Origin of the sequence: Phaeobacter porticola, from assembly GCF_001888185.1 — a bacterium.
GTDB classification, from domain to species: domain Bacteria; phylum Pseudomonadota; class Alphaproteobacteria; order Rhodobacterales; family Rhodobacteraceae; genus Phaeobacter; species Phaeobacter porticola.
Genome location: NZ_CP016364.1, coordinates 2,048,234 through 2,074,570 on the forward strand (window position 1 = coordinate 2,048,234; position 26,337 = coordinate 2,074,570).

Sequence of the window (26,337 nt, forward strand, 5' to 3'; positions counted from 1 at the left end):
CGCCGCGCTTGTCCGGCTAGCCCAAAGCCTTGGCAATCCGCGGCAGGCGCGCCTTTTTCAGCAGCGGTCGCATCTCCCAAATGCCGCCTGACAGGCGGTTGGCCTCTGCCAGAACCGCCTCTGCAACAGCAGACATACCGTCCTGATCTTTCAGCCAACAGTCATACAGCAGTTGGTCAGGACCGATCCGTTCCAAGCCTTCCTCAGCCAGCGTGTGGCGCGGAAAATCCTTGTTGTTGACGGTGACAATACCATCCGCATGGCCCGCAATTGCAGCAGCCAGAACGTGGATATCCGCCACATCCGGCAGCCACAGCCGCGCTTCGACACCCGGCGCCGCCGCGATTTCAGCCTTGGGCCAGGTGGCGGCGATCAGGGCGATTTCACCCCGTGCCTGTGCCTCGCCCGTAGGGCCGATCTTGCGCGCCGCCCGCGCCCATTCCTCAAGAATGCGGGCGGACCAAAGCGGGGTGAAATACCCGATACCGGCCGCCCCCAACAGCATTTCCCGCATCACCGTCGGATAGAGCACGCAGGCGTCCAAGAGCAGTTTCATTGTCAGTCGCCCAGGATCAATCGAGACGGAAAAATACGGCCTTCAGATAGCCGCTTTCAGCCAGCTGAGGCAGCTGGGGATGATCTGCACCCGCATAGCCGGTGTGCAGCAGTTGACTGCGACGTCCGCCACGCCCGATTCCGCGGGCCGAAGCATTGCGGAACCGGCTAAGATCTGCCGCATGAGAACAGGAACACAGGCCCAGATACCCCCCCGGAGCCACCAGCGGCGCGGCCAGTTTGGCAATCCGCTCATAAGCCCGCAGACCGGCCTCAAGTGTTTGTTTCGACGGCGCAAAGGCGGGAGGGTCACAGATGACCACGTCGAATTGCGCACCGTCATCGCTGAGTTGGGTCAACACATCAAACGCATCGCCTTGCAGCGCTGTGAAACGATCTTCGAAACCACTGGCAACGGCGCCCTGGCGCGCCAGTTCCAGCGCAGGCGCAGAACCATCAACACAGGTCGCCTTGGCAGCACCTGCAGCCAGCATCGCCAAACCAAAACCGCCCACATGCGAAAATACGTCCAGCACCTTGGCGCCGGGTTTCACCAATTTTGCAGCAAAGGCATGATTGTCGCGTTGGTCGTAGAACAATCCCGTTTTCTGCCCACCGGTCAGGTCTGCCATATAGGTGGCCCCGTTCATCGTGACTTCAACCGCGGCCTCCGGCGCGGTGCCGTGAAGAGCGGCGCTGACATCATCCAACCCTTCCAGACCGCGGGCGCGACCGGAAGCATTTTTCAGCACCGTCGCGACGCCGGTCACCTCCTGCAAGGCAGCGGTCAACTGCTCCAGATGGGTTTCCGCCCAGGCTGCGTTTGGCTGCACCACGCAGATGTCGCCAAACCGGTCAATGACCACTCCGGGCAAGCCGTCAGATTCTGCATGAACCAGACGGTAGTAGGGCGCATCGTATAGCTGCTCACGCAGGTCCAGCGCGCGGCGCAAGCGCGTCGCGAACCAATCCTGATTGATCTCAGCCGCCGGGTCCGTGTCCAGCATACGCGCAATGATCTTGCTCTCAGGATTAACCGCGACCAGCCCCATCGACGTCATGCCGTCATCTTCCAGTACCGCAAGGGAGCCGGGGGTCAGTTTGCGAGTGCGCCGGTCGGCGACCAACTCGTTGGCATAGACCCAAGGGAAGCCGTGGCGCAGGGCACGGGCATTGGCTTTGGGTTTCAGTTTTACGCGGGCGCGCTCTGGCGCGGAGGAAGAAGCTGTCATGCGCCCCTCTTATCCGCAAGCGGCGCGTGTTGAAAGGGCGTTGAAGATGGGCGACTGCAACGCCGCCACCCGCGTGGCCCTCTGCCACGCGCGGCGCGTGAGAGCCTACCGCGTACGCGACCGCCAGCCGCCGCGCCTGCGAGGTTTGGCATCAGCCTCCAGCCCCTCGCGCAGCACAGCTGTCATTGGGTGGTCCGGCTGGGCGGTGCCGACAAGCTCCAGCAATGCGGCAATCGCCGCGCGACTGTCCATCCCATCCGGCAGGCTCAGCGCCCAGTCGAGAAATATGCTACGACACTGCCCCGGCTCAATGCCGTCAATACGATAGCTTTCGCGGATCAACCCCTTACGATCAAGGACAGCAAGCTGCGCGCCTGTCGTCGTGGTCTCAGTCATCATGACCCGTGGCTCCTTCTCTTTGCAAGGCAGCGGCAATGATCTCGCCACAGCCCTGATAGCGGTTGATCAATGCAGCCTCCAGCGCGGCCAAATCCTCAAATCCGGTGCTGCGGCAAAGGAACTGCGCCCCGCCCTCGCCCAGCGTTTCCGCGTTGATTGCCTTACCTGACACCAGCCGCGCGGCCGTCTGCACTGACCAGAATAGATCATAACCGCGCTGCAATTCAGCGGCATCTGCGGCATCCAGCCAGCCACAGGCGACAGCCCCCGCCAATCCGCAGGCCACATCCTGCGCGCGTGCATCACTCAGCAACACCCCCGCCTGGGCGATCAGCTCGATATCCATCATCCGCCCGGCGCCGGTTTTGGCATCCCAAGGACCGTTTGGCACCTTAGCCGCGGCCAGCCGCACCCGCATTTTCGCAACCTCTGGCAGGATCACAGCACGACTGCGCGCCTCGCCCAGAAACGCTGCGCGAAAATCGGTGATATCCTGCGCCAGCCCCTCGGCGGCGGGTGTCGGCACCGCCACCACGACCCGCGCGCGGGTCAGCGCCAGATGCTCCCAGACCCAGGCATCATTGCGTTGGTACTGGCAGAAGCTTTCCAGACTGGTCGCCACCGGCCCCTGCGTGCCCGAGGGGCGCAGCCGCATGTCCACCTCATAAAGCTGGCCCTGCGACATGCGGGCCGTCAGTGCGGTGATCAGCGCCTGCGTGAGCCGCGCATAATAGGGCCGTGTTGCCAGCGGCCGGGGACCCTCCGACGCCTCCGCGTTACCGGGGTCGTAGATCACGATCACATCCAGATCCGACAACGCATTGATGCGTCTGGCCCCCAATGATCCCATCGCCAGCACAGCCGCGCCACGTCCGGGCGGCGGGCCATGTTTCAAAGCAAATTGATCGACCACAACCGGCGCCAAGCCTGCGATGACTACCTCAGCGAGTTCTGCATATTGCGCGCCAGCCTCAGCCGCACCGATCAAGCCGCGCAGATGGTGCACGCCAATCCTGAAATGCCATTCCTTGCACCAGCGCCGGGTCGCATCCAGCCGGGATTCATAGTCAACCTCATGCGACAGAACCGTCTCGAGCGACTGCTCAAGCACATTCCGCGCAGGCCAGGCGTCAAAGAACGATCCCCCAATCACCGCATCAAACACGCTTGAATTGCGCGCAAGATAGCTTGCCAACGTTCCCGAGGTGCCGACGATGTCGATCAGCAGATCTATCAGCTGGGGATTGGCCTCAAACAGGGAAAACAACTGCACGCCGGCAGGCAGCCCGGCCAGAAACCCATCTAGCGCCACCAACGCCTCTGCCGGCTGAGCAGTGCGCGCCAACCGGGCCAACAGTTCTGGTTTCAGCCGTTCAAAGATCTGCGCTCCCCGCGCTGAGCGGAGAGCCGGATACGTGGGCCAACGGGCCAGGGTATCGCTGTCCAGTACCTCCGGCAGCGGCGCCTGCACCATCTCGGGCGGGGCATCAGGGGCAAAAAACCCTTCGGTCAGGCCATGGACTTCTTCCAGCCGGGCCTTGGTTGTGGCCAGCAGCTCTGCGGGGTCACGATCCATCAGACAGGCCACACGGGCAATGCCATCCTCGGATTGTGGCATCCGGTGGGTCTGGGCATCATGCACCATCTGAATGCGGTGTTCGACCTCGCGGTGTGCCACGTAGTGGGCGCCGAGCTGGTCGCAGACATCCTGTGGCACCCAGTCCTTGGCCGCCAACGCGCGCAACCCGTCCAGCGTGCCGCGCGGACGCAGGCTTTCATCACGCCCACCCGCAATCAATTGCCGGGTTTGGGTAAAGAACTCAATCTCGCGAATGCCGCCACGCCCCAGCTTCATGTCATGCCCCGGCACGTTCAGCGGCCCGCCTGTGCCCTTGTTTTCCCGGATCCGCAGACGCATGTCATGGGCATCCTGAATCGCGGCGAAATCCAAATGGCGCCGCCAGACAAAGGGCCGCAGTGTTTGCAAAAACTCCGCACCCGCCGTCAGATCCCCAGCGCAGGGACGCGCTTTGATATAGGCGGCCCGTTCCCAGGTGCGACCCAGGCTTTCGTAATACCGTTCGGCCGCTTCCATCGCCATGGCTACGGGGGTCACCGCCGGATCAGGCCGCAACCGCAGATCGGTGCGAAACACATAGCCGTCAGCCGTACGCTCGCTTAGCGTTGTGCACATATTGCGGGTGGCGCGCACCATACCCTGTCGCGCCTCGTAGAAATCATCGGGATCAAACCGCGTTTCATCGAACAGGCAGATCATGTCGATATCCGAGCTGTAGTTCAGCTCATATGCGCCCATTTTTCCCATCGCCAACAGTGTCAGTCCACCAGCGGTTTCGATATCGTCCTCGGTCAGCCCCGGCAGTTTTTTGCGGCGGATCAGGGTGGCTATCTCGGCCTTGATGGCCACATCTGCGCAAAGCTCTGCGAAATGGGTCAAGGCGGTGGTGACCTGCATCAAATCCCACGCCCCCGCCAGATCACACAGCCCGCTTAGCAGCGCCACCTGGCGTTTCGCCCGGCGCAGTCCCGGCTTCAGCTGATCAGGAGCGAGCGCGCGCACATCACTGCTGATTTGCGTCAGTGCCGCTGCTGGATCCGCAAGCGCAGGGGGCAGCCAGTCCGCCTCACGCGCGATCAGCTCCTTCAGATAGGGGCTGGATCCAGCAGCACCAGTCACCAATGCGGCCTGATCCCCCAGAAGCGCAGGTACAAGCGCCAACGCATCCTGCCCCAGATCCGGATCAAAAGCGCGCGGAAGACGCTGAATATCAAGAGAATGTCCCATAGTGAGACACTGCGGCCAGACGCCGCCGCCGTCAATCGGTGATCCGCCAGAACTACCTTGCGCCCCTTTGGGGCGACGAGAGAATCTGAGGGTAAGTTGCCAACCGCGCCCTACAAGTTTACGCAAGGTAAGGAATACCCTAATAGTCGTATTGCGCACAAATCGTTAACGCTGGTACTGCGGCTGCGCTTACGATCCGGGGGCAAGTCAGACAACGAGTTGTTACGAGTATAACCAGTGACAGGCCGGTGCCCGGCCCCGCCGATTATGGCAGGCCATCTGGGCTATACCCTGTCACTGTGTGCGATATCATATCGTCTGACTGCATGGCGCAGCCGCAAACTACTTCTCCTGCTTTCAACGAAGCTGTCACGCCATTCAGGTGGCGCGGTTCGCGTGAGGGACGCCCTGTGCAAGACCGACGCATCAACCGCAAAACCGATGCGCTGTTCTGCTGTTGGCACGCCATTTCCGCCGTTATCCCCGTGACACCCCCATCGGAGAGCGCTAGCGTCGCCGCACCAGCACAATCGGAGGTCACCGTGGCATCACCCCTTTTGATCAGAAACCGAAACTACCGGCTGTTGTTCACCGCCGGGGCGCTCACCAATCTGGGCGACGGGTTTATCCTATTGGCACTGCCATGGCTGGCCACGCTGATGACACGTGATCCGGTCGCGATTGCCGCCGTCGCTGCGGCTGGACGCCTGCCATGGTTGTTCTTTGCCCTGCCTGCAGGGGTGATTGCGGATATGACGGATCGGCGCAAGTTGATTGCGCGCGCCGATCTTTTGCGGGCCATGATCGTGATGGCCATCCTGATGCTTGCGGTCAGCGCGCCGACTCCTGGTGCCATCTGGGCCTTGGCTGGACTCGCCTTTATCCTGGGGTCGGCTGAGGTGATCCGCGACAATGCGGCCCAGACCATCCTGCCCGATATTGTCGCCGGATCTGATCTGGAGACCGCCAATGGCCAGCTGTGGACGGCCGAGCAACTGACGGGTCAGTTCATTGGTCCGCCGCTGGCTGGTTTGCTAATCGCAGCCGGTATTGCTGTTCCCTTTGGACTGGATGTGGTGGCGCTGGTGTTGGCGGCGGGGTTTGTTTGGCTGATCAAGCTGTCACCGCGCGCGCCGCTGCGGCAGAGCTTTGGCAAAGCGCTACTTGAAGGCATCGCATTCATGCGCAGTGACCGTCTGCTGTTGCGGCTGGCCATTGTGCTGGGCATCGCCAATTTTCTCGCCACTGCAACGATTACTGTGCAGATCCTGTTTGCTCAGGACGTTCTAGCGCTATCGGCTACGGAATACGGGCTGGTGCTGTCCATTGCCGCACTTGGTGCTGTGACCGGTAGTCTGATTGCGCCACGCCTCACCCGCCTAATCGGTGTACAGCCCTGCCTGTATCTGTCGATTGCGGGATGGGCTGCTGGCTACGCCGTTATCGGCCTTAGTAACAGTGGTATCGTCATGGCCTCGGCCCTGTTTGTGGTGATGACGGCGGCAATGGTCTGGAACGTAATCACTGTATCCTGGCGCCAGCGCCGCATCCCGTCCGACCTGCTGGGACGGGTCAACAGCATCTATCGTTGCTTTGGCTGGGGGTCGATGCCACTGGGCGCGCTCACTGGTGGCGTTCTTGTTGCGCTGCTGGAGGGCGATCTGGGGCGCGATCTTGCCCTGCGTGCGCCCTTCCTGATGTCGGCGATCTGTTGCATTATTCTGCTGATCTACGCGGCGTTTTGGCTCAGGCTTGATTGACGTCGCAGGCGGAACAGGCCGGGGGGACCCGGATACGTCATGAAAGTCGCTTACCAGACCATCGCTGATGGTGAGGACGTCACCGGCAATTTTGCCGACCGGCTGATTGGCCTGACCGTCATTGATGAGGCAGGCAGCAAATCAGACCGGGCCGAGATTACAGTCGACGACCGCGACGATGCCATCGCCCTGCCCGAGGATGGGGTTGCGTTGCAAATCTCGCTTGGCTTCACCAGCGATCTGGTGGAAATCGGGCGCTTTGTGGTGGATGAGCTGAGCGGCAGCATTGCGCCGGATATCATGACCATTGGTGCCAAGGCCGCAGATATGCTGAGCGGTATCCGGGCGCGCAAATCCCGGTCCTGGCGCAACGTCTCCCTTGCCGACATCATCACCAAGATTGCGGGCGAACACGGGCTGAAACCGGTGATCAGCGACAGCCTGAAAGCCCACCGCTATGCCTATCTGGCGCAGACCACCGAAAGCGACCTCAACTTCCTGACCCGCCTGGCCAAGGATCTGGACGCCGTCGCCAAACCGGCGGGCGGTGCTCTGGTTGTGGCCAAGCGCGGAGAAAACAAGGCCGCTGATGGCTCTGCCCTGCCGGTGTTTGAGGTGAACCGCGCGCAGATGGCGTCTTGCGATTGGCAACTGAAAGGGCGCGGCAAATACGGTTGCGTCATCGTGGAATGGACCGACCTTGGCAGCGCTGAAATCCGCACCTGCAAGGCCGGAGACAAGGACCCCAAGCTGAAGCTGCGCCACCGCTACCCGAACAAGGCAGAGGCACAGCGCGCCGCCGACGCCGCCCTGTCCCGCGCCGCCCGCGCCAGCGGATCTGTCAGTGTTCAGCTCGGCGGCTTCTGGGGTGATCTGATGGCCGAGGCCAAGGTCAACCTGACCGGCATCAAGCCCGAACTGGAAGGCGAATGGTTGATCACCAGCGTCACCCACCGCCTCGGCGCGGCATTGACGACAAGTTTCAAAGCAGAACGCGACAACGAGAAGACGAAGACATGAACGTAAATCTGGACACCGAATGGTATCGCCGGGGCGACACGCGCAGCTATGTCACCACGCGCGATCTGACCTGGAGCATTGGCAAGAAAGACAGCGGCTGGCTCCTGACCATCCCGGCAGGCCGCGCGTTTGAAAGCTCGGTTCCCGCCTGGCTGCACTGGCTGTTCTCGCCGGACGATCCCTATTTCCTGAAATCCGCCGTCATCCACGACACGCTGCTGGAAGAAGGCTATCGCGTGGCCTTTGCCGACAGCCAGTGGTTTGAGGCCGCGCTAAGCGAACACGCCCCCGCCCTCCGCACCTGGGCCGCCTACGGCGCCATGCGCGCCCGCCGGTTCTGGAAATGGTTTTTTCGGCAGGAACGGTGATTGCTTTAGAAAAAAGCACTGAAGCCTGCGTTTTCGTTCACAACAGCAGAGCAGCTCCCCCGAAACCAACCACACTGAAATCGCCCACCTCAACCTATAGGAGAAGTTTTACCTAGCGAATCGACCGTCTTCACCTAATAAGTGTTTTCAAAATTAGGGGAAGATTTTATGACGAGAGTTTATCGGTTTTTGGAGTACCGCAAAGCACTATGGTTCACTGAATCAACCGATCTTGAAACCCTGCTTCGTGCATCCCATCGCGAATTACCGACTTCTCGCCAGCGGGTGGTTGAACGCTCAGATGGATCTTCCGATATGGGAGCACGGATAACACCCTACCCAGACGAAGGGGTCGCACTGCATTGCACTAGGTATGTTGATCGTCAACCAGCGGGAGTTGTACCCATGATCGACCAACAAACTACCCGCCTGTCAGAAAGAGCACCAGGGAACCAAGAAAACTATCTATATAGAGATTTTCTGGGCTTCGTTCGCGGGAACCACGTTATTTCATTCAATGCAGCATCAAATGCCGCGTCTCTACGTGGCTACCTCCAGGGATTGTTTCGCTTAGCCGGACTGCATGAAAATGCAGGGAAATTTGACCTTGTAAGACGTGCATCCGCAAATCAAATTGCCAGGATCTCCGCAGGTGGTGGCGTCGAAAGCGTCCAACTGGACCTCTCAATCGAAGATGCCACCCGGCAAGTGATTGAAGAAAACCTGAGAGCACAACAGCCTTGGACTGCGAAACGTCTACTGGACCCAATTGCTGGCATGGTTCAGGACCTGCTCGTAGCTGACCAGAAAGCGTCAGACTTAGGTCGGAGCCGTAAAGGCAATCTGCGCCTGTCAATCAATGTTCCCAAAGGGGACTTGCATCCGGCAAAGGAGGGCTTGGATGGGGTGGCTGAGATACTCGTTGAGGATGAGGATGCTGATGACTATGTCATCCGTCTTCGCAATGGTGACAGCATCAACCCAAGCGAGATGGCCATAAAGAAGAGGATACGGATAGACCGATATGCTAATACAGTGGATACGGACAGCGTCGTAATGGAGATGCGCCAGTACATGGTTGAGTTATTTCAGTCAGGGCAGTTGGAGGCTTAGGTTAGATTGGGACTTGGAGCGGGCAAAATTGCTTGGGCAAGGATCATCAGCCTTGTTGGACTGCTAGTGCTATCCATAGTCTCTGGCTATTTCCTGCAACCGCTCGTTTCTGGGAATAAAGACGCCATCAATACTATTGTTACGATCTTTTCCATACTTGCAGGTTTTTTAATTGCTGTAATCACCTTCATTGGTGACCCGGGTTTACGCGGCTGGAAAGAACTACAGTTGGACAAACGTTCAGCCCAAGCCAAGCTAAGCCGCCACAGAATGCTATTTCATTTATATTTGCTAACGTTAGCTCTCGCTCTGGCAATGTTTCTTGTGCCGGAGACATACATCACAACTCAGCTCTGGCTCGAGCGCTTTTTCGTTGGATCCGCCACATTCGTGTTTCTTGCCTCATTCTCCTTGCCTAGATCTCTCTCCGCCTTGCAGATGGAGCGCTATGAAACGGCACTCGCAGAACAACTTCCTGATTTTCTGAAGGAGCAAGGCACAACTGGCGAAAAGTGATCGTTGCACTCATTTTTGAGAACTGTCACAGGGTGCCTAGCAGTGCGCAGTTGCCTAGTTGCCAGGCAGCGCATGTATTGCGGCCACTTATGAAGTCTATGCCTGCAACAAGCGTATAAAGACCGTTGCCGCCAGCTGGTATAATACGGGTAGCGACCTCTGCCTTGCAGTTTCACAAATTGAGCTGTCCGAAGCTGTCCCGCTAATCCGGCGAGGCAGCACACCGCCCCGGCAGGCGGCAGGCCCCCGAAATACTATGAAATGGGCAGAAGTTGCGCTAAGAAGTGGCCGGATCTGAAAAAACGTTTGCTGCAACTTGAAGTGTCCGAGTTTGCAAACGGAAGTGTCCCGCTACACCCGCTACACCCGCTGTTAGGAGACACTTTATATTGCAGTAACCGGAAGAAGCCGGGAGAAGCCGGACAAACCCGGATGAGCCATAAAAATTGGGTTTTCAAGCAGGCTTCAAGGACACGGCCCAAAATGGCGCTTGTCTTGCACAACTCGAAAATGGGGAGAATATTGTGCCGGTGACGAAAACTGAGACAGTTCAAGTTTCAAATTATCCGGGGCTGCCCGCCTCGGTCCCGCCCAAGTCCGCGCTGCCTTACACGACTGCGCCCGCCTGCCCTGCTGGCCATTATCATAAGGCTGAGAGGGCACAGCCTCCCAGCCAAAGCGGCGCCACCACAGCAGCGCCGCAAGAACCCAATAAGCGCACTTATGTTAAGTTCCTAACCGCCATGTGGCCCACCGAACTTGGAATTAGCGCGCTATCGGAAGGGTCAGTTCCGAGAATGAGATTAGTGACATAAAATCAAACAGATAACCGAACACGACTATCTTATCCACCGCCCTTAACTTGGAACAGATTTTGACAGACTTGCGCACTTCGCCGAAGTTCTTCGTAAGCGCAGTTTTGTAGCCCCCAACGTCAGTGCTGCGCAGTTAGCGACCTTTGCAAAGTCGTGGAATCTGCCAGCCGGACGGCGGTCCCATGCTGCACGAGCAACGGATGGAGCAGACCTTCGCCGCAAGTGCAGCCACCAACCATCATCGAACGGACGGGATGCGGACAAAGCGAACTTTGGTTGCCGCACCACGAACGACCGCTGTACCAGCATTGATCAACTCGCCGACTGATAGACAAGTTACTTTTTCGTCCTCATCCGAAGGGCATACCAACCAGCCCATAGGATCAGATAGATAAACAAAGCAGCATAGATTGCAGGCTGTGGGTTGCTGGTCGAACTGATAGAGCCCGCGTAGGCTGCGATTAGAACGTAAGGTACCGTCCCAACTACAAAGAACAAACCATACTGCGAGATTCGCAAACGCGTTGCACCTGCCATACAAGCGGTGAGTTCAGGAACGATGGGAGCAGCTCGTGACAACATAATCATCGCGGGGCCATTCTTGTGAAAGGTTTCGACTAGATCAAGTCGGTCGCCTTCGTTCTTGATCAAGACCGAGATGAGCTTTTCACCCCAAACTCGGCTAATCGCATATCCAGAAAAAGCAGCGGCTGTCATGCCAGCAAATGCGGTTGCTGCGCCCAGTGGGAAGCCGAGAAAGAACCCTGCAAGCAGGGTGATCGTAAGCGTGGGTACCGCGACAAACAAATCAAGAAAGAGCAGCAGGACAACTGTGCCAACGACCCACACCGGAGCGACATTTTGCGCCAGCACCAGCCAGTACCGGATGTTTTCAACCGTGAGCAATCCGAAGGCTCTGCCAAGAATGAACGTTGTTGCGAAGAGTGCTCCGACGATCAACATCACTTTGAGAAGATGTTTCATGCGCCTATGCCGACTTCATGATTTTTGTGGCCAAACTAGGAGCGAGTCGTTGAATGATGCGCAAAGCTTTGACTTTGCCCACATTGATATCGAGAGTTGAGCTAGCCATCCCTTGGATGATTTCAGTGGCGACCTTGTCTACCGGCAATTTTGCAGCACCTCTGCCTTGGGTCATGGCCGTGTCCACCAAGGGCAGGAACACTTGCTTGACGTCAATATTAGTGTCGGCCAGTTGATGACGTAGCGACTGCGAGAAAATATTTAGCGCGCCCTTCGTTGCACAATAGATGGCCGAGCTCGTCTTGGGCACCAAGCCAAGCCCAGAGTTGATGTTCACGATCATGGAACGATTTGCCTGCAGTAGGCTGGGCATTAGCAAGTAAATCAACGCACAGATGGACGTGAAGTTGATGTCGATCTCGCGTTGGATCGTCTCATAGCGAAAATCGTTGTCCAGAAATCTTGGTGTGTATTGCACCGCTGCGTTGTTGATGAGGATATCAACGGGACGCTCTGATTTCACCAAACCATCAGCCGCCCGCTCAACAGATTTGGCATCCGCAAAGTCTGCTTCATATACTGCCAATTGTGGAAAAGTCTTCCTTAGCCGCGCAAGGCCATCAGATGGCCTCGCGATGACTGAAACATCGTTCCTTTCCTGAAGCTTTTGTAGCAACCCGAGACCTATGCCAGATGCGCCACCGGTGATTACGATGTGTTTGCCCGAGATGTTCATGCCATTCTCCTGAAGTGACTGGTTTGCCCTTGCTTCGTCGTGCACACTAGGCGCACGCGCCGCCCAAGGAATTATCCCAGGTTAATTGTCATGAATCTGACTGAGTTTGTTGAAGAGCATGGATCGCCGCTTACCAAAGAGGCGGAAGGTTACATTTTTAGAATGGGGGATCGGGACAGGTCTCTTTACATTGTACAAAGCGGATTGCTGAAGGCCTACTACCTGTCAGCTGATGGCAAAGAAAACATCAAGTCCTTCCTTGTGCCCGGTGACAGCATCGGCAGCATTACGTCCGCTTATGCCGACAAAGGCTGCACGTTCAGTTTGATGTGCTTACAGGATTGTAAGCTGATCTGCGTAGAATTCGACGCTGTGCTCAATGAGAGCAAGAACGATTCCGAGCTTTCAACAGAAATCATCAAATTTCTATTGGGTTTCGCAATGAAGAAAGAGGCACGCGAATACGAACTTCTGTGTCTCTCCGCGGAAGATCGATATCGCCGCCTTGTTGATACTAGACCCGAGATTTTCGATCTCGTCACTCAAATCGATATTGCGCGTTATCTGGGCGTCACTCCGGTCGGCCTAAGTCGGATCAAAAAGCGCGTTTCGGCGACACCGGCGTGACACGGCCAATCTCGGCAAAGCGGACATACAATTGCTTTGCAGCATCCTGAACATTGGGCTCACTGCCGCCGTTGGCCGCGCCAGCGTACCAAACCGGGGCTGAAACCAGAGGCCAAGGTCGGCAGAGCGGGACAAAGCGCCCTTTCGCTGCACTTGCGCCAATGTCTGTTTTGAGCGACTAGTGACAGACAATGACTTTTAGAAAATTCGGTAATCTCACTGGCACTGTCGGTATGCTCGTAGCACTGTCTGCGTGTTCTTCAGAGTACATGTCTGTCGCCAACCTTCATGGAAGCGCGACCGTCAGCATGTCTGTGACGCCAATGTTCGGTATACACAGCGACTGGAACTGTCAATGAGCGTTCAAAGTTGACCCGGTTTCAGCATTTAAAATTGACCCACCCCATGTGGCGCAAAGCCCCCAGGCGGGCCGCCCTCATATAGCGAGTCCGTCTGGGGGCTTTGCTTTCGGGACGGTTACTTTTCTCTGCGGCTTTTGCTCTGAGCAAAGCGATAGGACGTGTTGCCGGTTTCGATGATTGCGCAATGGTGGGTGACGCGATCCAGCAGCGCGGTGGTCATCTTGGCATCGCCAAAGACCGAGACCCACTCTCCGAACTCCAGGTTGGTGGTGATGATGACGCTGGTTTTCTCGTAGAGCTTGCTGATCAGATGGAACAGCAATGCTCCGCCAGACTTGGGGAACGGGATGTAGCCCAGCTCGTCGATGATGACGCAATCCAGAGCCGAGAGTTGCCGGATGATCTTCCCGGCATTGCCCTCGGCCTGTTCCTTGATCAGGGCGTTGATCAGATCGACGGCGTTGAAGAAGCGTGCCTTCTTGCCGTTGGTGATCAGGGTGGTGCCCAAAGCGATGGCGATATGGGTTTTGCCGGTGCCGGTTCCGCCCACCAGGATGAGGTTGTGCGCCTCTTGGGTGAACTGCCCTGTGCAGAACGGTTCGATCTGGGTCTGGGTGATGGCGGCAGCACCATAATCGAAGGTGGCGAAGTCCTTATGATGGGGGAACTTCGCGATCCTCATTTGATACTGGATAGAGCGCGCCCGCCGCTCTACAGTCTCCGCGTCGATCAGTTGCTTTATCGCTGTGGTCAGACTTGGTGGCTTGCGCGCGGACAGCAAATCATGTGCGCAAGCTGCCATTCCGTGCAACCTCAGGGCGGTCAGTTGGTCGATCAGGGCGTTCATGCGGCAACCTCCTCAGTCGAGCACAGGATCTCATAGCGCTTGCAGTCGGCCTCGGGTCGCAGGGTCAGTTGCGGATAGGCATAGGCTTCGCTGAGCGGCGTGATGACCGGCTCCACCAACTGGTTAATCAGGTTGATGATGGCGGGCAGGCGGAGGGTGTTTTGTGCCACGGCCAGTTCACAAGCCATCTCGACAACCTCGATCCCGTGATCCTGGACGAGCAGAAGCAGATCAACGAACTCCCGATCCCCGCCCTTGTCTGCCATGTAATGTTCCCTGATCTGGTGCATGGCCTCAGGCAGTTGCCAGTCCACGAAGGGTGCGCCATTGCGTAGGGCGCCGGGCTTGCGATCCAGCAGAGGAACATAGTGCCAGGGTTCAAAGTAGCTGACGTTGCGGGTGAAGCGGCGCTTATGCTCGGCGATGATATCCTGGCCCGACACCAGCATAATCCGGCCCGCATAAGCGCGCAGCGACACATGTTGACCGGCAAAGTGGGACGGGACGCTGTAGCGGTTGCTGGCATATTGAACCAGGCAAGTGGATCGGACACGAACCGTCTTCTCAACATAGCCGTCAAAAGGCCGACCCAAGGGGCGCAGCTCGGCGCGTTCGTCTTCGAACACCTCGGCAATCGTGCGATCCTGCTGTTCGGGATGGGGACGATTGGCCAGTTCTTCACAGCGCAGGCGCAACCAGTTGTTCAGCGCATCAAGATCTTCAAAGGCAGGCTTGGGCACAAACAACCGGCCGCGCAAAAACTGGACCTGGTTCTCGACCTGCCCCTTCTCCCAACCCGCTGCGGGCGTGCAGGCAACAGGTTCCATCACATAGTGGTTCATCAGAGCCAGGAACCGGGGATGGAATATCCGGTCCTTCGAGCGGGACACATAGGTCACCATGGTCTTGGGGTTATCAATGATCACCCGTCGTGGAACCCCGCCATAGAAAGACAGTGCCTGCACAAAAGCATCCAGAACCATCTCCTGGGCTTCGCCGGGATAGGCGATCACCAAAGGCTTGCGGCTGTGGCACAGGCGGAAATGGGCAACCTAGATCTTTTGTTCAACGCCGCCCAGGACAACCCGTTCTTCGCTCCAGTCAAACTGAAGGGCGTCACCAGCAGCAAAATGCAGGGGGATAAAAGCATCGCCAGAACCGGCGCCAGCCCGCTTCAGATCGCGGACAAATCGCTGAACTGGAGAATAGGACCCGGTGTAGCCTTCCACCACGAGCTGCTCATAAAGCTTCTGGGCCGTTCGCCGCTCCCGACGTGGTCGCTTCTGGTCCTGATCGAACAGTTCCTGAAGCCGGAGATCAAACCCGTTGCACAGTTTGTGCCGAACCGGTGGAGCCTGGCGCTGGTAGCTCGGCGGGCTCTCATCCTTCAAATACTTCTTGATCGTGTTGCGCGATAATCCCGTCGCCCGCGCAACAGACCGGATACTGCGCCCTTCAACCAGCACCCACAGACGGATCTTCGATACACTTTCCATCAATAACACCTGCTCTTTCCTCCGCACTTGAAGCGCGGATGTTAACGAAACAGGTGGGTCAATTTTACTCGCTCATAACCCACCTAAGTGGGTCAATTTCGCATGCCGATTCACAGAACGAAGAAACCGCACCCCCCGCGCATGTGAACAAACCGAGACAAGAGGTCACAGAAATGGTCTTAAGCGCATTCTTGATTTCAGATGCTGATGTTTTCACCGGCCCGGAATGGGAAACTGGGTTCGGTGAAAGACCTTGGTCAAAGTTGTCGGTAAGAGCCGCCGAGGGGATGAGGGGCGTGATTAGCGCTGCCACTATTCCATTTCAGCTTGAGCATGACTCCGTAACTCAGAGACATTTTAACAGGTTTCTCATGGCGGAACGCATCAGAAGGCTAAAAGACGTTGAGCCCGGTGCGGGGCTAAAGCCGGAGGATGAAGCCCTTGCATCGGAGATTGCTCAACAGTGTATGGACGATTTTCAGTCGTCAGAGGTCGGCAGAAACACCATAAGGAACGATATCGTCAACGGCCTCCACCGGCATATGCAATCTAAGAATATCTCCTTTGCGACGCGAGAGTTATTGTACCAAGCTCAAGTGTCTTCATGGTCAATCTTCGAAAATTTCTGTAAGTCTTTCATCGTGACTTGGCTCAACGAGCACCCTTACGTATCGAAAGATGTGTTAAGTATTAAACGCTTCCAAAAGATGATTGGCGGTCAGAGCCTTAATATTGATAATATTTCTGGGTTTGGTTTTGATCTAACAAAATCTATGGGAGATGTGATCTTTTCTGGGGTAAAATTGGACGGATTCGAGGTGCTAAAAGATCTATGCAAGGTTCTGTTGAGTGATGATCGGGTACAGCGAGCTTTTGGAAATGACTTATACTTCCTGAACAAGTCTCGTCATCTAATCGTGCATCGTCGCGCAGAGGTCGATTTGGAGTTTCTTAACTCGACTGGCAAGAGTTACCAGATTGGCGATTTGATGCATATAGATAGCCAGGATATCGAGCGCTCCTTTGAGGCGGTTCGAGAGGCAATACTAGCTATTATGTTTGCTGCGGAGGTCAGGGTAGGGTCGGCTTCAACGGGCCCTTCTGCAGTTTAACACCGGCAATGATCCAAAATTCTATGACTTTGCAAAGGGCGCTTTCTGCAGCACATCGGACGCACTGGGTCGCCCAGGCTGCGTCCGCAGCGAGCGGCTGCTTGTCCCCCCTCTCCCCCTTACACCCCTCCTTTAAACGCCCCTTTAAACCCCCTTTTAAAACTCTCTGCCGCTCCGCCGTTTTTTAACGGTTTGGGCGGCGAACGTTCAAGTTTGCAATGGGAAGTGTCCCGTACTGCAACGGGAAGTGTCCCAAAACCGCAGCGCCGGATCGGGGAAGCCGAAGCTCTCGGAGCTGGCTGGGCACCGGGTTTTGGCCTAAAAAGCAGGGAAATCATGAAAATGAGTTGCTGCAACTTGAAGTGTCCGAGTTTGCAAACGGAAGTGTCCCGCTACACCCGCTACACCCGCTACAGTCCCGCTACAGCTACACTTAAAGCTAAACAAACCGCTTTATGTGAAAAAGATTTACATCGAGCCTTGAAACCACGCCGGAGGACTCCGATATTCCATAATGTGAAGCGCATTTACATAGACGCCGCACCTTGCAACGTTAACCTGGAGACCCCGATGACGAGTTATACTTCAACCGCCCCGCAGCCGTCCGAACAGGGCTGGTTTTCCCGCAGCGAATCCTGGCTGGACAGCAAGGGCAAAGGCGCCTGGATCGCAGCCATGGTCCTTGGCTTCGTGTTTTTCTGGCCCGTTGGCCTGGCCCTCTTGTTTTACATGATCTGGAGCAAACGTATGTTCTCAAAATCCTGCAACACGCGCCGTAAATCCTGGGCCCGCCATGGTATGTCGGCGATGACCCCTTCCGGCAACAGCGCCTTTGACGCCTATAAGGCCGACACATTGCAGCGCCTGGAGCAGGAGCAGCATGATTTCGAAGCCTTCTTGCAGCGCCTGCGTGCCGCCAAGGATAAATCGGAATTCGACGAGTTTATGCATGAGCGTGCATTGCAAAATGACGATGATGCAATCGAGATGGATGACGACGATGATGATGGCGACAGCCGCCCTAACAAGCGTCACTGAGCCTGCGAGACATCAAATGCGCTTCGCCCTCCTTTAGGGCGGAGCGCCCAGTCTTTGATGTCGGAACTCTCCCGGTACTGCGCCTGAGCCGATGCATATCGAACCACCACCCCAGATATTAAGGCGCACACTCACCTGACCAACTGCTGTGATCTTGATGACAGCTCATACCCCCGATCCACGCCACTCAGGAGGCATTAATGACCGCCCTGCCCGACCCCGACTATCAGGCCGCTTTCTACCAATTTGTGACGTCCAAACGGCTCTTTGCTTGGCTGATGGACAGCGTGCTGATCACCATCCTCGCAAGCATTGCTGTCGTGCTGACCGCCTTTACTGGCCTGTTGATTTGGCCATTGCTGTATCTCGTTATCGGCTTTGTCTACCGTGTTGCCACGATTGCAGCCGGTTCCGCCACCTGGGGGATGATGATCGCCGGGATCGAACTGCGCGATCTCTCTGGTCGCAAGCTCGATACGCAGGGCGCTGTGCTGCACACTGCGGGCTATTCGATTTCCATGGCTTTTCCTGTATTGCAGGTGATTTCAATCCTTATGATGCTGACCTCTTCGCGTGGTCAGGGGCTGACCGATGCCGTGCTTGGCACCGTCGTGCTCAACCGGCGGGCCTGATGAAGCCGTCCAACAAATCCAATCCAATCGGGTGTCAAACAAAGCTCTGTAAACCTTAATCCAAACTGGCCTCTTGGCGCATCGCGACGGCGTTGCTATCATTCGTATGAATACAGAGGCCTCATCGCCCCGTTTTGTCAGCGCAGCCGTGACCGAAGTTCGGCAGCCTGCGCAACAACGGGGTCTTTTGCGCCCAGCCCAAACGGACGATCAACCGACTGATGCGCCATACTCTGCCGATTGCCCCTCAGTTTTATGTGACTGCGCCGCAGCCCTGTCCGTATCTGGCTGATCGGATGGAACGCAAACTGTTTACGGCCTTGCAGGGCGATGGGGTCGAACAACTGAACAACAGCCTGTCACAGCAGGGATTTCGCCGGTCGCAGAACGTGCTTTACCGTCCATCCTGTTCGGAGTGTTCCGCCTGCCTGTCGGCCCGCATTGATGTGTCGAAATTCACGGCAAGCCGGGGGCAAAAACGCACATTACGGCGCAATGCGGGACTGGATCGCAGGGCAACCTCACCCTGGGCCACCGAAGACCAATACGCGCTGTTTCGCAGCTATCTAGACAGCCGCCACGCCGATGGAGGCATGGCTGACATGGATGTTTTTGAATATGCCGCGATGATCGAGGAAACGCCAATCCGCAGCCGTGTTGTCGAATACAACGACCGCGACACCAATGAGCTGATTGCCGTATCTCTGACCGACGTCCTGGAAGACGGGCTGAGCATGGTCTATTCATTCTATAAACCGGACATGGCACAGCATTCGCTCGGGACCTTCATGATTCTCGATCATATTGAAATCGCACGCGAAGCTGGCTTGCCCTATGTCTACCTTGGCTATTGGGTGCCGGGCAGTGCCAAGATGGGCTACAAGGCCAAATTCACTGGACTTGAAGTCTATCACCGCGGCAGTTGGCAGCCGATGACCAACCCCAGCGCTTTTGATGACACGGCACATCCCCTTTCCACCGACCCAATCGCGGAACAGGTTGCCAATATCCACCTGCCAGAGGCTCGCCCGCTCCACAGGTAACCGATGCAATCTCTTCACGCTTTCACGCTGGTGGTCGCTGACTACGATGCCGCGATAGACTTTTACTGCGGCACATTGGGCTGGCAGCTGGCCGAAGATTTGGACCAAGGACATAAGCGCTGGGTGCGGATCCTGCCACCTGGCGCCAGCGAGGGAAGTCTGGTCCTGGCCCAAGCCAGCAGCGACGCGCAACGTAGGATAATTGGCAATCAGTTCGGTGGCCGCGTGGGCCTGTTCCTTGCGACTGACGATTTTGCCCGCGATCACGCGACCATGCTGGCAGCAGGTGTCACCTTCGATGAAGCTCCGCGCCACGAACTCTATGGCATCGTGGCCGTCTGGCGCGACCCCTTTGGCAATCGCTGGGATCTGTTGCAACTGGCGTGATCATCAAACGCCCGGCTTTGTCCTCTTTCAATTCTTCTGGCTAAAAATATCCCGGGGTGAATGCGCCATTTGGCGCAAAGGGGCAGCGCCCCGTCTCTGCCATGGCTGTTCGTCGCTTGGTCAGCTCCGGCCGCCATGATGCAAAAAGGGGCCCCACATCGGGAGCCCCTTTTCTCAGTTCTATGAACGTTGATCAGTTTGGCATCAGCGCCGGGACAATTGTGACAATTGCGGGGAACATCCACAACAACCCCAATCCGGCAACCTGGATCATCACAAACGGCAGGACCCCCCGGTAGATATGCGCTGTTGTCACCTCTTTTGGGGCCACCCCGCGCAGATAGAACAGAGCAAAGCCAAAGGGAGGCGTCAGGAACGACGTCTGCAGGTTCACCGCCACCATGATGGTAACCCATTTGGGATCAAACGATCCGCCATAGATCACCGGTCCCACAATTGGGATCACGATGTAGATGATCTCAAGGAAGTCCAACACGAACCCAAGGATGAACAACACCACCATCACGATCAGAAAGACCTTCAACTCGCTGTCAAAACTCTTCAGGAACTGCTGGATGTAATGTTCCCCCCCAAAGGAGATCACCACAAGATTCAACAGCTGCGAGCCGATCAGAATGGTGAACACCATCGAGGTCACTTTGGCGGTCTCGCGCACGACCGGGGTCAGAACCCCGCCCTTGAACAGCACCCAGCAGCCATAAAGCAGACCAAAGAGCGCAAACAGATAGGCCGCATATGAAACACCAAAGGCAATGATCGTTTCAGCTGTGACCCCGTCCTGATTGATGCGCAGATCAAAGTTCACGCCCACCAGAATACAGATCGCCACTGCAAGCGTTGCCCAGATGATAATCTTGCCCGAGCGCCCCTCGTCCTGAAGCCGCCGATAAGCCGCGAGCATAATCGCCCCACCCGCGCCTAGCGCCGCTGCTGGCGTCGGATTGGTGATGCCGCCCAGGATCGACCCAAGCACCGCTATGATCAGAACCAGCGGCGGGAACACCACACGGATCAGATCATTGCTGGCGCTGCGTCCGGCGGCAACCTTGCAACCGTATAGCGCCAGCAGGCTGGGCAATGCGATCAGCAGAACCGTCGCGCCAGCGGATGTGGTCGGTGCAATCATCACCAGATCCACCAGGGCAATTAGCAGCACACCGATGGCCCCCAGGATCAGAGGCTTAGGATCACGCGACGGCGCCACCCCGCGACCGACCGCAAGCGTCAGCCCCATAAGCACCATCAGTACGGTCAGGCCGGTCCCGATAGGTGCCGCAGCTTCGATCTTGGCAAGCTGTGCTGCTGCGAGTTCTTCCTCGGTCAGCTTGGTTGCGGCGCTGACGCCCCCTGCGGCATCAATGGTCTCTTGCTCGGCAACTGCGGCGTCCCATGCCTCCTGTCCGTGCAGGTCGATCATCGCCGACTGACACTCCGCCCCCACATTGGTCCGCAGCGAGGCCGTCTGGCCCGCGTCCGAGAAGGTCGAAACCGTTACGTTCTGACTGCCAATCACATTGACAGATCCCAGCAGCAGCGTGCCGGCAATCAGCGCGACTGGCACGCCAAGGAACCAGGTCAGACCTTCACCACGGGTGACCGGCTCGCCGGTGCCACCTTCCATCACTACGGCCGGCGCCTTGTCAGGATTCAGCAGCGCATAACCAAAGGCATAGAGCGCATAAAGCAGCGCCAGCAGGATACCTGGCAGCAGTGCCGCCTGGAACAGCGTCCCGACCGAAACAACCGCAGGCTCCCCCAAATAGGTCAAGGCGTCAGAACAGCCAAATTCCTGCGCCCGTGCTTCCTGTGCTGTGGAATATAGATCCCCGGCCAGCGTGCCCAGCAGAACGATCACGATGGACGGCGGAATGATCTGCCCCAACGTGCCAGAGGCTGCAATCACCCCTGTCGCCAGCTCTGGTGAGTAATTATTGCGCAGCATGGTCGGCAGGGCCAGCAGGCCCATGGTCACCACTGTTGCGCCCACGATCCCAGTCGAGGCTGCCAAAAACGCGCCAACAACCACAATCGACACAGCCAGACCGCCTGGCAGCGGGCCAAAGACGCGCGCCATAGTGGTCAACAGATCGTTTGCGATCTTGGAACGCTCCAGCGTGATGCCCATCAGAACGAACATCAGCACCGCCAACAGCGTCTCGATCGAAGCGCCTGCCAGCACCCGTTCATTCATACGGTTCACGATGAACGACAGGTTGCGGTCCATCGCGGTTTCCCAGCCTTGCGGGAACACAGCTTCGGCCACGCGCGGCAAGTCGGGGTATCGGAAGACCGATACGGTATCTGGCTTCACGCCAGAGTTCACCAGATCGCGGTAGACCTGCGACGAGGTATCAATCGCTTGGTGAACAAGGATCCCGGCGCTATCCAACGCCGCGATGATCCCAAAGGAGATGATCCCGGCACCGCCAATGGCAAAGGCCACTGGAAAGCCGGAGAGAATGCCTCCGAAAAGGCAAAAGAAGACAATGATCAGGCCGATTTCAACGCCATCAAGTCCGAATAGCATGGGGGCTGTCCCTTATTTAATGCGCGCCTTCATAGGCTTCTTCACCTTCACCAAGGCTGTCCTTGTCGAGGTGCTTATTTTCGCTGCCGGGGCCTTCCACAAACTCAAGGAACGAGCGGTAGAAAAACGCGATGGCATGCAGGAAGACGATGCCAGCAAAGGTCACCAGCAGGATCTTAAACAGGAAGTACCCGTTGAACCCGTTGGGGCTGAAGCCGATGGTTTCCACGTTCCAGCGCAACGCGCGGGATTTCATCACCAACCGGTCCAGCGTATCCGAGGCCGAGGGTTTCGGCACGATCAGATGGCGCCACAGGAAGAACCAGCCATACATCCACGTCAGCACAGCCGCAGGCATCATGAAGACGAGAGATCCGAACATGTCCACCACGCGTTTGGCGCGAAAGCTGATGCCCGAATAGATCAGGTCCACCCGGACATGGCCACCTTGCACAAAGGTATAAGTCACGCAAAGACAGACCACCAAAGCATTGTAAAGTTTCAGTTCTTCGGCAAACCAGCTGATGTCTTTTTCCAGCGCGATGCCCAGACCAAAGCTCATGTCCGGGCGCGCAAACACCCGCTGCATGAACACGATGATGATCTGTTGCAGCACCATCAGCAGCCCTGCCCAGGCAAACAGTCGACCCAGCGTGTTGGCAAAACCCTCCAACCCGCGCACGACCCCCCACATAATGGACTGGCGATACATGCCGACAGCCGTCAGCAGCAAGAACGCGGTGAATACCACGAAGAAGAACTCAACCGACCCGCCATAGTAGACGAACCGCATGACGGAGGCCTTGTCCGACCAATCCAGCCATAGCTGCGGATTGATGACGGCATAGCCGAAATTGTAAAAGGCGCCCGCGATGTTCTGGACCAGCCAGATCAGGCCGCCCAGTAAGGCTCCAAAAAAGGAAACGCCACTTTCGTCCTGCATTTTTCCCTCGAATAAATGCGTGCAGCGCGGGCCGTTTTGATTGTCATCTTTGGGATAAAATCAGGCGGGCACGGGTCTCTGGACCCGATGGACACATATGGTCGTTACCATCCGTGTCGGCTGCAATTGCGAAAGGATCCCCCGCAGGCTGCGGAGGATCCGATTGAAACCGCGGATGGGGGTTAGCCCAGAACGCGGTCGCGCTGTTTGGTGTAGGCACCGGACGACAGGTTGTGCCAGCTCGAAGACGCTTTCATCGAGGACATCGCGCTGTCGTATATCTTCTTGTACAGCTCATCGCCCATGTTCTCCTGATGCACGTCCATGGAGGCCTTACCAAAGGCGTCCCAGACGCTATCGGGGAATTCCATGACCTTGACGCCACCAGCCTGCAGACGTTGTAGGGCGGCACCGTTGTTGGCCAGGAACTGGCTCAGGTTCCACTGGTGCGCTTCGGCAGAGGCCAATTCGATGATCTTCTGATGCGCAGGGCTGAGGCTTTCAAAGACGTCGCGGTTGGTGGCAACTGACAGACCCGCACCCGGCTCGTGGAAGCCAGCGGTGTAATAGGTCTTGGTGATTTCCTGGAAACCGGCTTTCTCGTCCGCCCAGGGACCAATCCACTCGGTGCCGTCGATCGCACCAGAGGACAGCGCCTGATACACTTCGGAACCAGGGATGTTCTGAACAGACGCACCTAGTTTACCCAGGGCTTTGCCACCCAGACCCGGCATACGGAACTTCAGACCGTTAAAGTCTTCGGGGCTGTTGATCTCCTTGGAGTACCAGCCACCGGCCTGCGCACCGGTGTTGCCGCCGAGGAAGGATTTCAGACCAAAGATCTGACCCAGCTCGTCGTGCAGCTCCATGCCGCCGTCCTGATAGTACCAGTTCACCAGTTCCTGCGCTGTCAGACCAAAGGGAACAGCCGTGAAGAAGGCATAGCCCGGATGCTGCCCAACAAAGTAGTAGTCGGCACCATGGTACATGTCGGCCTGACCGGACGTCACGGCGTCGAAGACTTCGAATGCACCAACCAGCTCGCCGGCCGCTTTCAGATCAACGGTCAGCTGGCCATCGGACATGGTGGTGATGCTGTCAGCCACGCGCTGCGCCGAGTCATGCACACCTGCAAGGCCACGGCCCCAGGTGGTGACCATGGTCAGGGTGCGCTTGCCCTGTGCATAGGCTGGTGCGGCCAGAGTGGTTGCTGCAGCGGCGCTGCCCCCCAGCGCGGATGTCTTCAAAAAGGAACGACGATCCATAGGTTTCTCCTCCCATTTAATTGGATTGTTCCGGGTCTGCGCCCGAAACAGGTCTTGTCGAGTGACGCAACCCTAGCTGTACCCTGCGTCATGTGAATACCTACTACTGCGTAGAAAACCGCAATTTGGCCAAATTTTTTGGCCAAAATCCGGGCAGGCTGTGTCTGGGGCATGAGGCGCGTCTGACATTCGTGCGGTGACCGCACGAATGGGGGCTTTGATTCTCAAATCGGATTGCGTAACGATTCGACTATGCGCTTGATCCCCGATTTCCTACGCCCGAACTACGCCCAGAAACTGTCCCTCCTGGCCACTTTACCGCTGATTATTGCAGGGGCAGCCATTGCCGTGCTGGTCGCCGTACAGTCCCGCGCGCTGGCCGAACGGGAGATCAAAGCGTTGGAACAACAGCTGTTGCAGGCCAAGATGGCTGAGCTGCGCAACTACGTAACCCAGGCGCGCAACGGGTTTTCACATATCTACGGGCTGGCCGCGCCCGATGACGAAGAGGCCAAAGAAAAAGTAACCCAGATCCTCAGCGCGATGATTTATGACCGGGACGGGTTCTTCTTTGTCTATGACTACGAGGGCACCAATTTGGTTAGTCCGCGCCAAACGGAGTTCATCAACAAGAACTGGCGTGGTCTGACTGACAGCCGCGGCACGCCGGTCGTGGATGAATTCATCCGCCTTGCCCGTCAGGGGGCCGGTTGGCACACCTTCATGTGGGAAAAGCCCTCGACTGGCGAAGAGGCGCAAATGGTGGCCTATGTGCTTGGGTTGCAGGACTGGCAATGGGCCATCGGCACAGGGGTGTTCATCGACGATGTGCTGGCCTCCGTCGCGGCCTCCCGCGCCGAGGTTGAGGCCCGCATTCGCCGCACGTTCTACTATATCGGCGGCATCACCCTCTTTGCGCTGGGACTGGTCTTTGCCTCAGGCATGGTGCTGAACATCCGCGAACGTCGTCTGGCCGATGCTAAGCTGAAGGAGCTGACACAGCGTGTGTTTGACGCCCAGGAAGAGGAACGCGGCCGCGTCGCGCGCGAATTGCATGACGGGATTAGCCAGCTCTTGGTCGGGGTCCGCTATGCGCTGGACAATGCCCGCAGGCGATTGTCGCGCGGTGATTTTGATCGGGTCGAGGAGCCGCTGAACAAAGGCATCTCGCATCTCGGCACGGCCATCACCGAAGTTCGCCGCATCAGCCGCGATCTGCGCCCCGGTGTGCTGGATGATCTGGGTCTAGGGCCGGCGCTAAAGGCGTTAACGGACGATTTTGCCACCCGAACCGGCATTGAGACCCGGTTCAGCACTGTTGTCTTCCGCAACCGCCTGGACGGCGAGGCGAAGATCGCGCTCTACCGCATTGCGCAGGAGGCATTGACCAATATCGAACGCCACGCTGAGGCCACCGAGGTCAGCATGGATCTGCGTGGCCATGCCCGCGGTGCCACCATGCGGATCAGCGATAATGGCCGGGGCCTGCCCGCCGCACAGGATCGCGGCGGCCCGGGTATCGGGCTGCGTAACATGCAGGAACGGATCGAACAGCTTGACGGCACCCTCAGAATTTTGTCATCACGGGGCACGCAAGGCGGCACGGTGATCGAGGTTCTGCTGCCGCTGAGCCATCTGCTGCCACCCGGAAACGCGGCCAATACGGCCACCAAACGGTTGTCCTGAGCCAAACCCCGCGCCCTGCCCGATCTGTCATCATGAGTTGGGCAGCT

General features: G+C 57.5%; 24 protein-coding genes. 12 read left to right on the forward strand and 12 right to left on the reverse strand.

Annotated elements, in window-relative coordinates; all coding sequences use genetic code 11:
* Window positions 1–16: 16 nt before the first annotated feature.
* The 4 genes from PhaeoP97_RS09845 to PhaeoP97_RS09860 all read right to left on the reverse strand — a co-directional run bounded on the left by PhaeoP97_RS09845 (window position 17) and on the right by PhaeoP97_RS09860 (window position 4,992).
* A complete protein-coding gene (locus PhaeoP97_RS09845) occupies window positions 17–556 on the reverse strand; it encodes an RSP_2648 family PIN domain-containing protein (RefSeq protein ID WP_072504918.1) in 540 nt (179 codons plus the stop codon).
* Between the two features lie 16 nt (window positions 557–572).
* A complete protein-coding gene (locus PhaeoP97_RS09850; RefSeq protein WP_072504919.1) occupies window positions 573–1,787 on the reverse strand; it encodes an RSP_2647 family RNA methyltransferase in 1,215 nt (404 codons plus the stop codon).
* A 105-nt stretch (window positions 1,788–1,892) separates the two neighbouring features.
* Complete coding sequence (locus PhaeoP97_RS09855) at window positions 1,893–2,183, reverse strand: hypothetical protein (protein WP_072506401.1); 291 nt, start codon at window positions 2,181–2,183, stop codon at window positions 1,893–1,895.
* Window positions 2,176–4,992, reverse strand: coding sequence for a [protein-PII] uridylyltransferase family protein (locus PhaeoP97_RS09860; protein WP_072504920.1), 2,817 nt, complete (start codon window positions 4,990–4,992; stop codon window positions 2,176–2,178). Before PhaeoP97_RS09860 ends, PhaeoP97_RS09855 begins: the two co-directional genes overlap by 8 nt.
* 542 nt (window positions 4,993–5,534) lie before the next feature.
* On the opposite strand from PhaeoP97_RS09860, the gene PhaeoP97_RS09865 reads away from it, so the two are divergent.
* From PhaeoP97_RS09865 to PhaeoP97_RS09885, 5 genes are all read left to right on the forward strand, one after another.
* Window positions 5,535–6,752 carry an MFS transporter gene (locus PhaeoP97_RS09865; protein WP_072506402.1) on the forward strand — a complete coding sequence of 406 codons (1,218 nt, stop codon included), beginning with the start codon at window positions 5,535–5,537 and terminating at the stop codon, window positions 6,750–6,752.
* 39 nt (window positions 6,753–6,791) lie between these two features.
* Window positions 6,792–7,772 (forward strand): contractile injection system protein, VgrG/Pvc8 family, encoded by a 981-nt coding sequence (locus PhaeoP97_RS09870; RefSeq protein WP_072504921.1) that lies wholly within the window; start codon window positions 6,792–6,794, stop codon window positions 7,770–7,772.
* Window positions 7,769–8,140, forward strand: coding sequence for a DUF1353 domain-containing protein (locus PhaeoP97_RS09875; RefSeq protein ID WP_072504922.1), 372 nt, complete (start codon window positions 7,769–7,771; stop codon window positions 8,138–8,140). Before PhaeoP97_RS09870 ends, PhaeoP97_RS09875 begins: the two co-directional genes overlap by 4 nt.
* A 405-nt stretch (window positions 8,141–8,545) precedes the next feature.
* Window positions 8,546–9,253: a hypothetical protein gene (locus PhaeoP97_RS09880; protein WP_157891243.1), complete on the forward strand. Its 708-nt coding sequence runs from the start codon at window positions 8,546–8,548 to the stop codon at window positions 9,251–9,253.
* Between the two features lie 6 nt (window positions 9,254–9,259).
* Window positions 9,260–9,769 carry a hypothetical protein gene (locus PhaeoP97_RS09885; protein WP_072504924.1) on the forward strand — a complete coding sequence of 170 codons (510 nt, stop codon included), beginning with the start codon at window positions 9,260–9,262 and terminating at the stop codon, window positions 9,767–9,769.
* A gap of 1,151 nt (window positions 9,770–10,920) precedes the next feature.
* Here the strand turns inward: PhaeoP97_RS09885 and PhaeoP97_RS09890 are convergent.
* Both PhaeoP97_RS09890 and PhaeoP97_RS09895 read right to left on the reverse strand, forming a co-directional pair.
* On the reverse strand, window positions 10,921–11,568 hold the full coding sequence (locus PhaeoP97_RS09890) for a TVP38/TMEM64 family protein (RefSeq protein WP_072504925.1): 648 nt from the start codon (window positions 11,566–11,568) through the stop codon (window positions 10,921–10,923).
* A gap of 4 nt (window positions 11,569–11,572) precedes the next feature.
* Window positions 11,573–12,304: an SDR family oxidoreductase gene (locus PhaeoP97_RS09895; RefSeq protein ID WP_072504926.1), complete on the reverse strand. Its 732-nt coding sequence runs from the start codon at window positions 12,302–12,304 to the stop codon at window positions 11,573–11,575.
* Between the two features lie 90 nt (window positions 12,305–12,394).
* On the opposite strand from PhaeoP97_RS09895, the gene PhaeoP97_RS09900 reads away from it, so the two are divergent.
* A complete protein-coding gene (locus PhaeoP97_RS09900; RefSeq protein WP_072504927.1) occupies window positions 12,395–12,931 on the forward strand; it encodes a Crp/Fnr family transcriptional regulator in 537 nt (178 codons plus the stop codon).
* Between the two features lie 477 nt (window positions 12,932–13,408).
* On the opposite strand, the gene istB is transcribed toward PhaeoP97_RS09900, so the two are convergent.
* The 3 genes from istB to PhaeoP97_RS20505 are packed head-to-tail and all read right to left on the reverse strand — an operon-like array spanning window position 13,409 to window position 15,636.
* Window positions 13,409–14,140 carry an IS21-like element helper ATPase IstB gene (gene istB, locus PhaeoP97_RS09905; RefSeq protein ID WP_072503358.1) on the reverse strand — a complete coding sequence of 244 codons (732 nt, stop codon included), beginning with the start codon at window positions 14,138–14,140 and terminating at the stop codon, window positions 13,409–13,411.
* The gene (locus tag PhaeoP97_RS09910) at window positions 14,137–15,153 is read right to left on the reverse strand and encodes a Mu transposase domain-containing protein (protein ID WP_237029020.1); all 1,017 of its coding nucleotides are present in this window, start codon (window positions 15,151–15,153) and stop codon (window positions 14,137–14,139) included. The genes istB and PhaeoP97_RS09910 overlap by 4 nt, the downstream gene beginning before the upstream one ends.
* A gap of 39 nt (window positions 15,154–15,192) precedes the next feature.
* On the reverse strand, window positions 15,193–15,636 hold the full coding sequence (locus PhaeoP97_RS20505; protein WP_217525901.1) for a hypothetical protein: 444 nt from the start codon (window positions 15,634–15,636) through the stop codon (window positions 15,193–15,195).
* Window positions 15,637–15,809: 173 nt separating this feature from the next.
* On the opposite strand from PhaeoP97_RS20505, the gene PhaeoP97_RS09915 reads away from it, so the two are divergent.
* From PhaeoP97_RS09915 to PhaeoP97_RS09935, 5 genes are all read left to right on the forward strand, one after another.
* On the forward strand, window positions 15,810–16,748 hold the full coding sequence (locus tag PhaeoP97_RS09915) for a hypothetical protein (protein ID WP_102870100.1): 939 nt from the start codon (window positions 15,810–15,812) through the stop codon (window positions 16,746–16,748).
* A gap of 570 nt (window positions 16,749–17,318) precedes the next feature.
* Window positions 17,319–17,786, forward strand: a complete 468-nt coding sequence (locus PhaeoP97_RS09920) for a DUF2852 domain-containing protein (RefSeq protein WP_072504929.1) — start codon at window positions 17,319–17,321, stop codon at window positions 17,784–17,786.
* Between the two features lie 200 nt (window positions 17,787–17,986).
* Entirely contained in the window at window positions 17,987–18,418 is a 432-nt protein-coding gene (locus PhaeoP97_RS09925; RefSeq protein WP_072504930.1) for an RDD family protein, read from the forward strand.
* Window positions 18,419–18,639: 221 nt separating this feature from the next.
* A complete protein-coding gene (locus PhaeoP97_RS09930; RefSeq protein ID WP_072504931.1) occupies window positions 18,640–19,461 on the forward strand; it encodes an arginyltransferase in 822 nt (273 codons plus the stop codon).
* A 3-nt stretch (window positions 19,462–19,464) separates the two neighbouring features.
* The gene (locus PhaeoP97_RS09935) at window positions 19,465–19,848 is read left to right on the forward strand and encodes a VOC family protein (protein WP_072504932.1); all 384 of its coding nucleotides are present in this window, start codon (window positions 19,465–19,467) and stop codon (window positions 19,846–19,848) included.
* 193 nt (window positions 19,849–20,041) lie between these two features.
* Here the strand turns inward: PhaeoP97_RS09935 and PhaeoP97_RS09940 are convergent, their stop codons facing one another.
* The 3 genes from PhaeoP97_RS09940 to PhaeoP97_RS09950 all read right to left on the reverse strand — a co-directional run bounded on the left by PhaeoP97_RS09940 (window position 20,042) and on the right by PhaeoP97_RS09950 (window position 24,604).
* Window positions 20,042–22,396, reverse strand: coding sequence for a TRAP transporter large permease (locus tag PhaeoP97_RS09940; RefSeq protein WP_072504933.1), 2,355 nt, complete (start codon window positions 22,394–22,396; stop codon window positions 20,042–20,044).
* A gap of 16 nt (window positions 22,397–22,412) precedes the next feature.
* A complete protein-coding gene (locus PhaeoP97_RS09945; protein ID WP_072504934.1) occupies window positions 22,413–23,339 on the reverse strand; it encodes a TRAP transporter small permease subunit in 927 nt (308 codons plus the stop codon).
* Between the two features lie 182 nt (window positions 23,340–23,521).
* The gene (locus PhaeoP97_RS09950) at window positions 23,522–24,604 is read right to left on the reverse strand and encodes a TRAP transporter substrate-binding protein (RefSeq protein ID WP_072504935.1); all 1,083 of its coding nucleotides are present in this window, start codon (window positions 24,602–24,604) and stop codon (window positions 23,522–23,524) included.
* Window positions 24,605–24,856: 252 nt separating this feature from the next.
* Between PhaeoP97_RS09950 and PhaeoP97_RS09955 the strand changes: the two genes are divergently transcribed.
* Window positions 24,857–26,290 (forward strand): cache domain-containing protein, encoded by a 1,434-nt coding sequence (locus PhaeoP97_RS09955; RefSeq protein WP_072504936.1) that lies wholly within the window; start codon window positions 24,857–24,859, stop codon window positions 26,288–26,290.
* Window positions 26,291–26,337 lie beyond the last annotated feature (47 nt).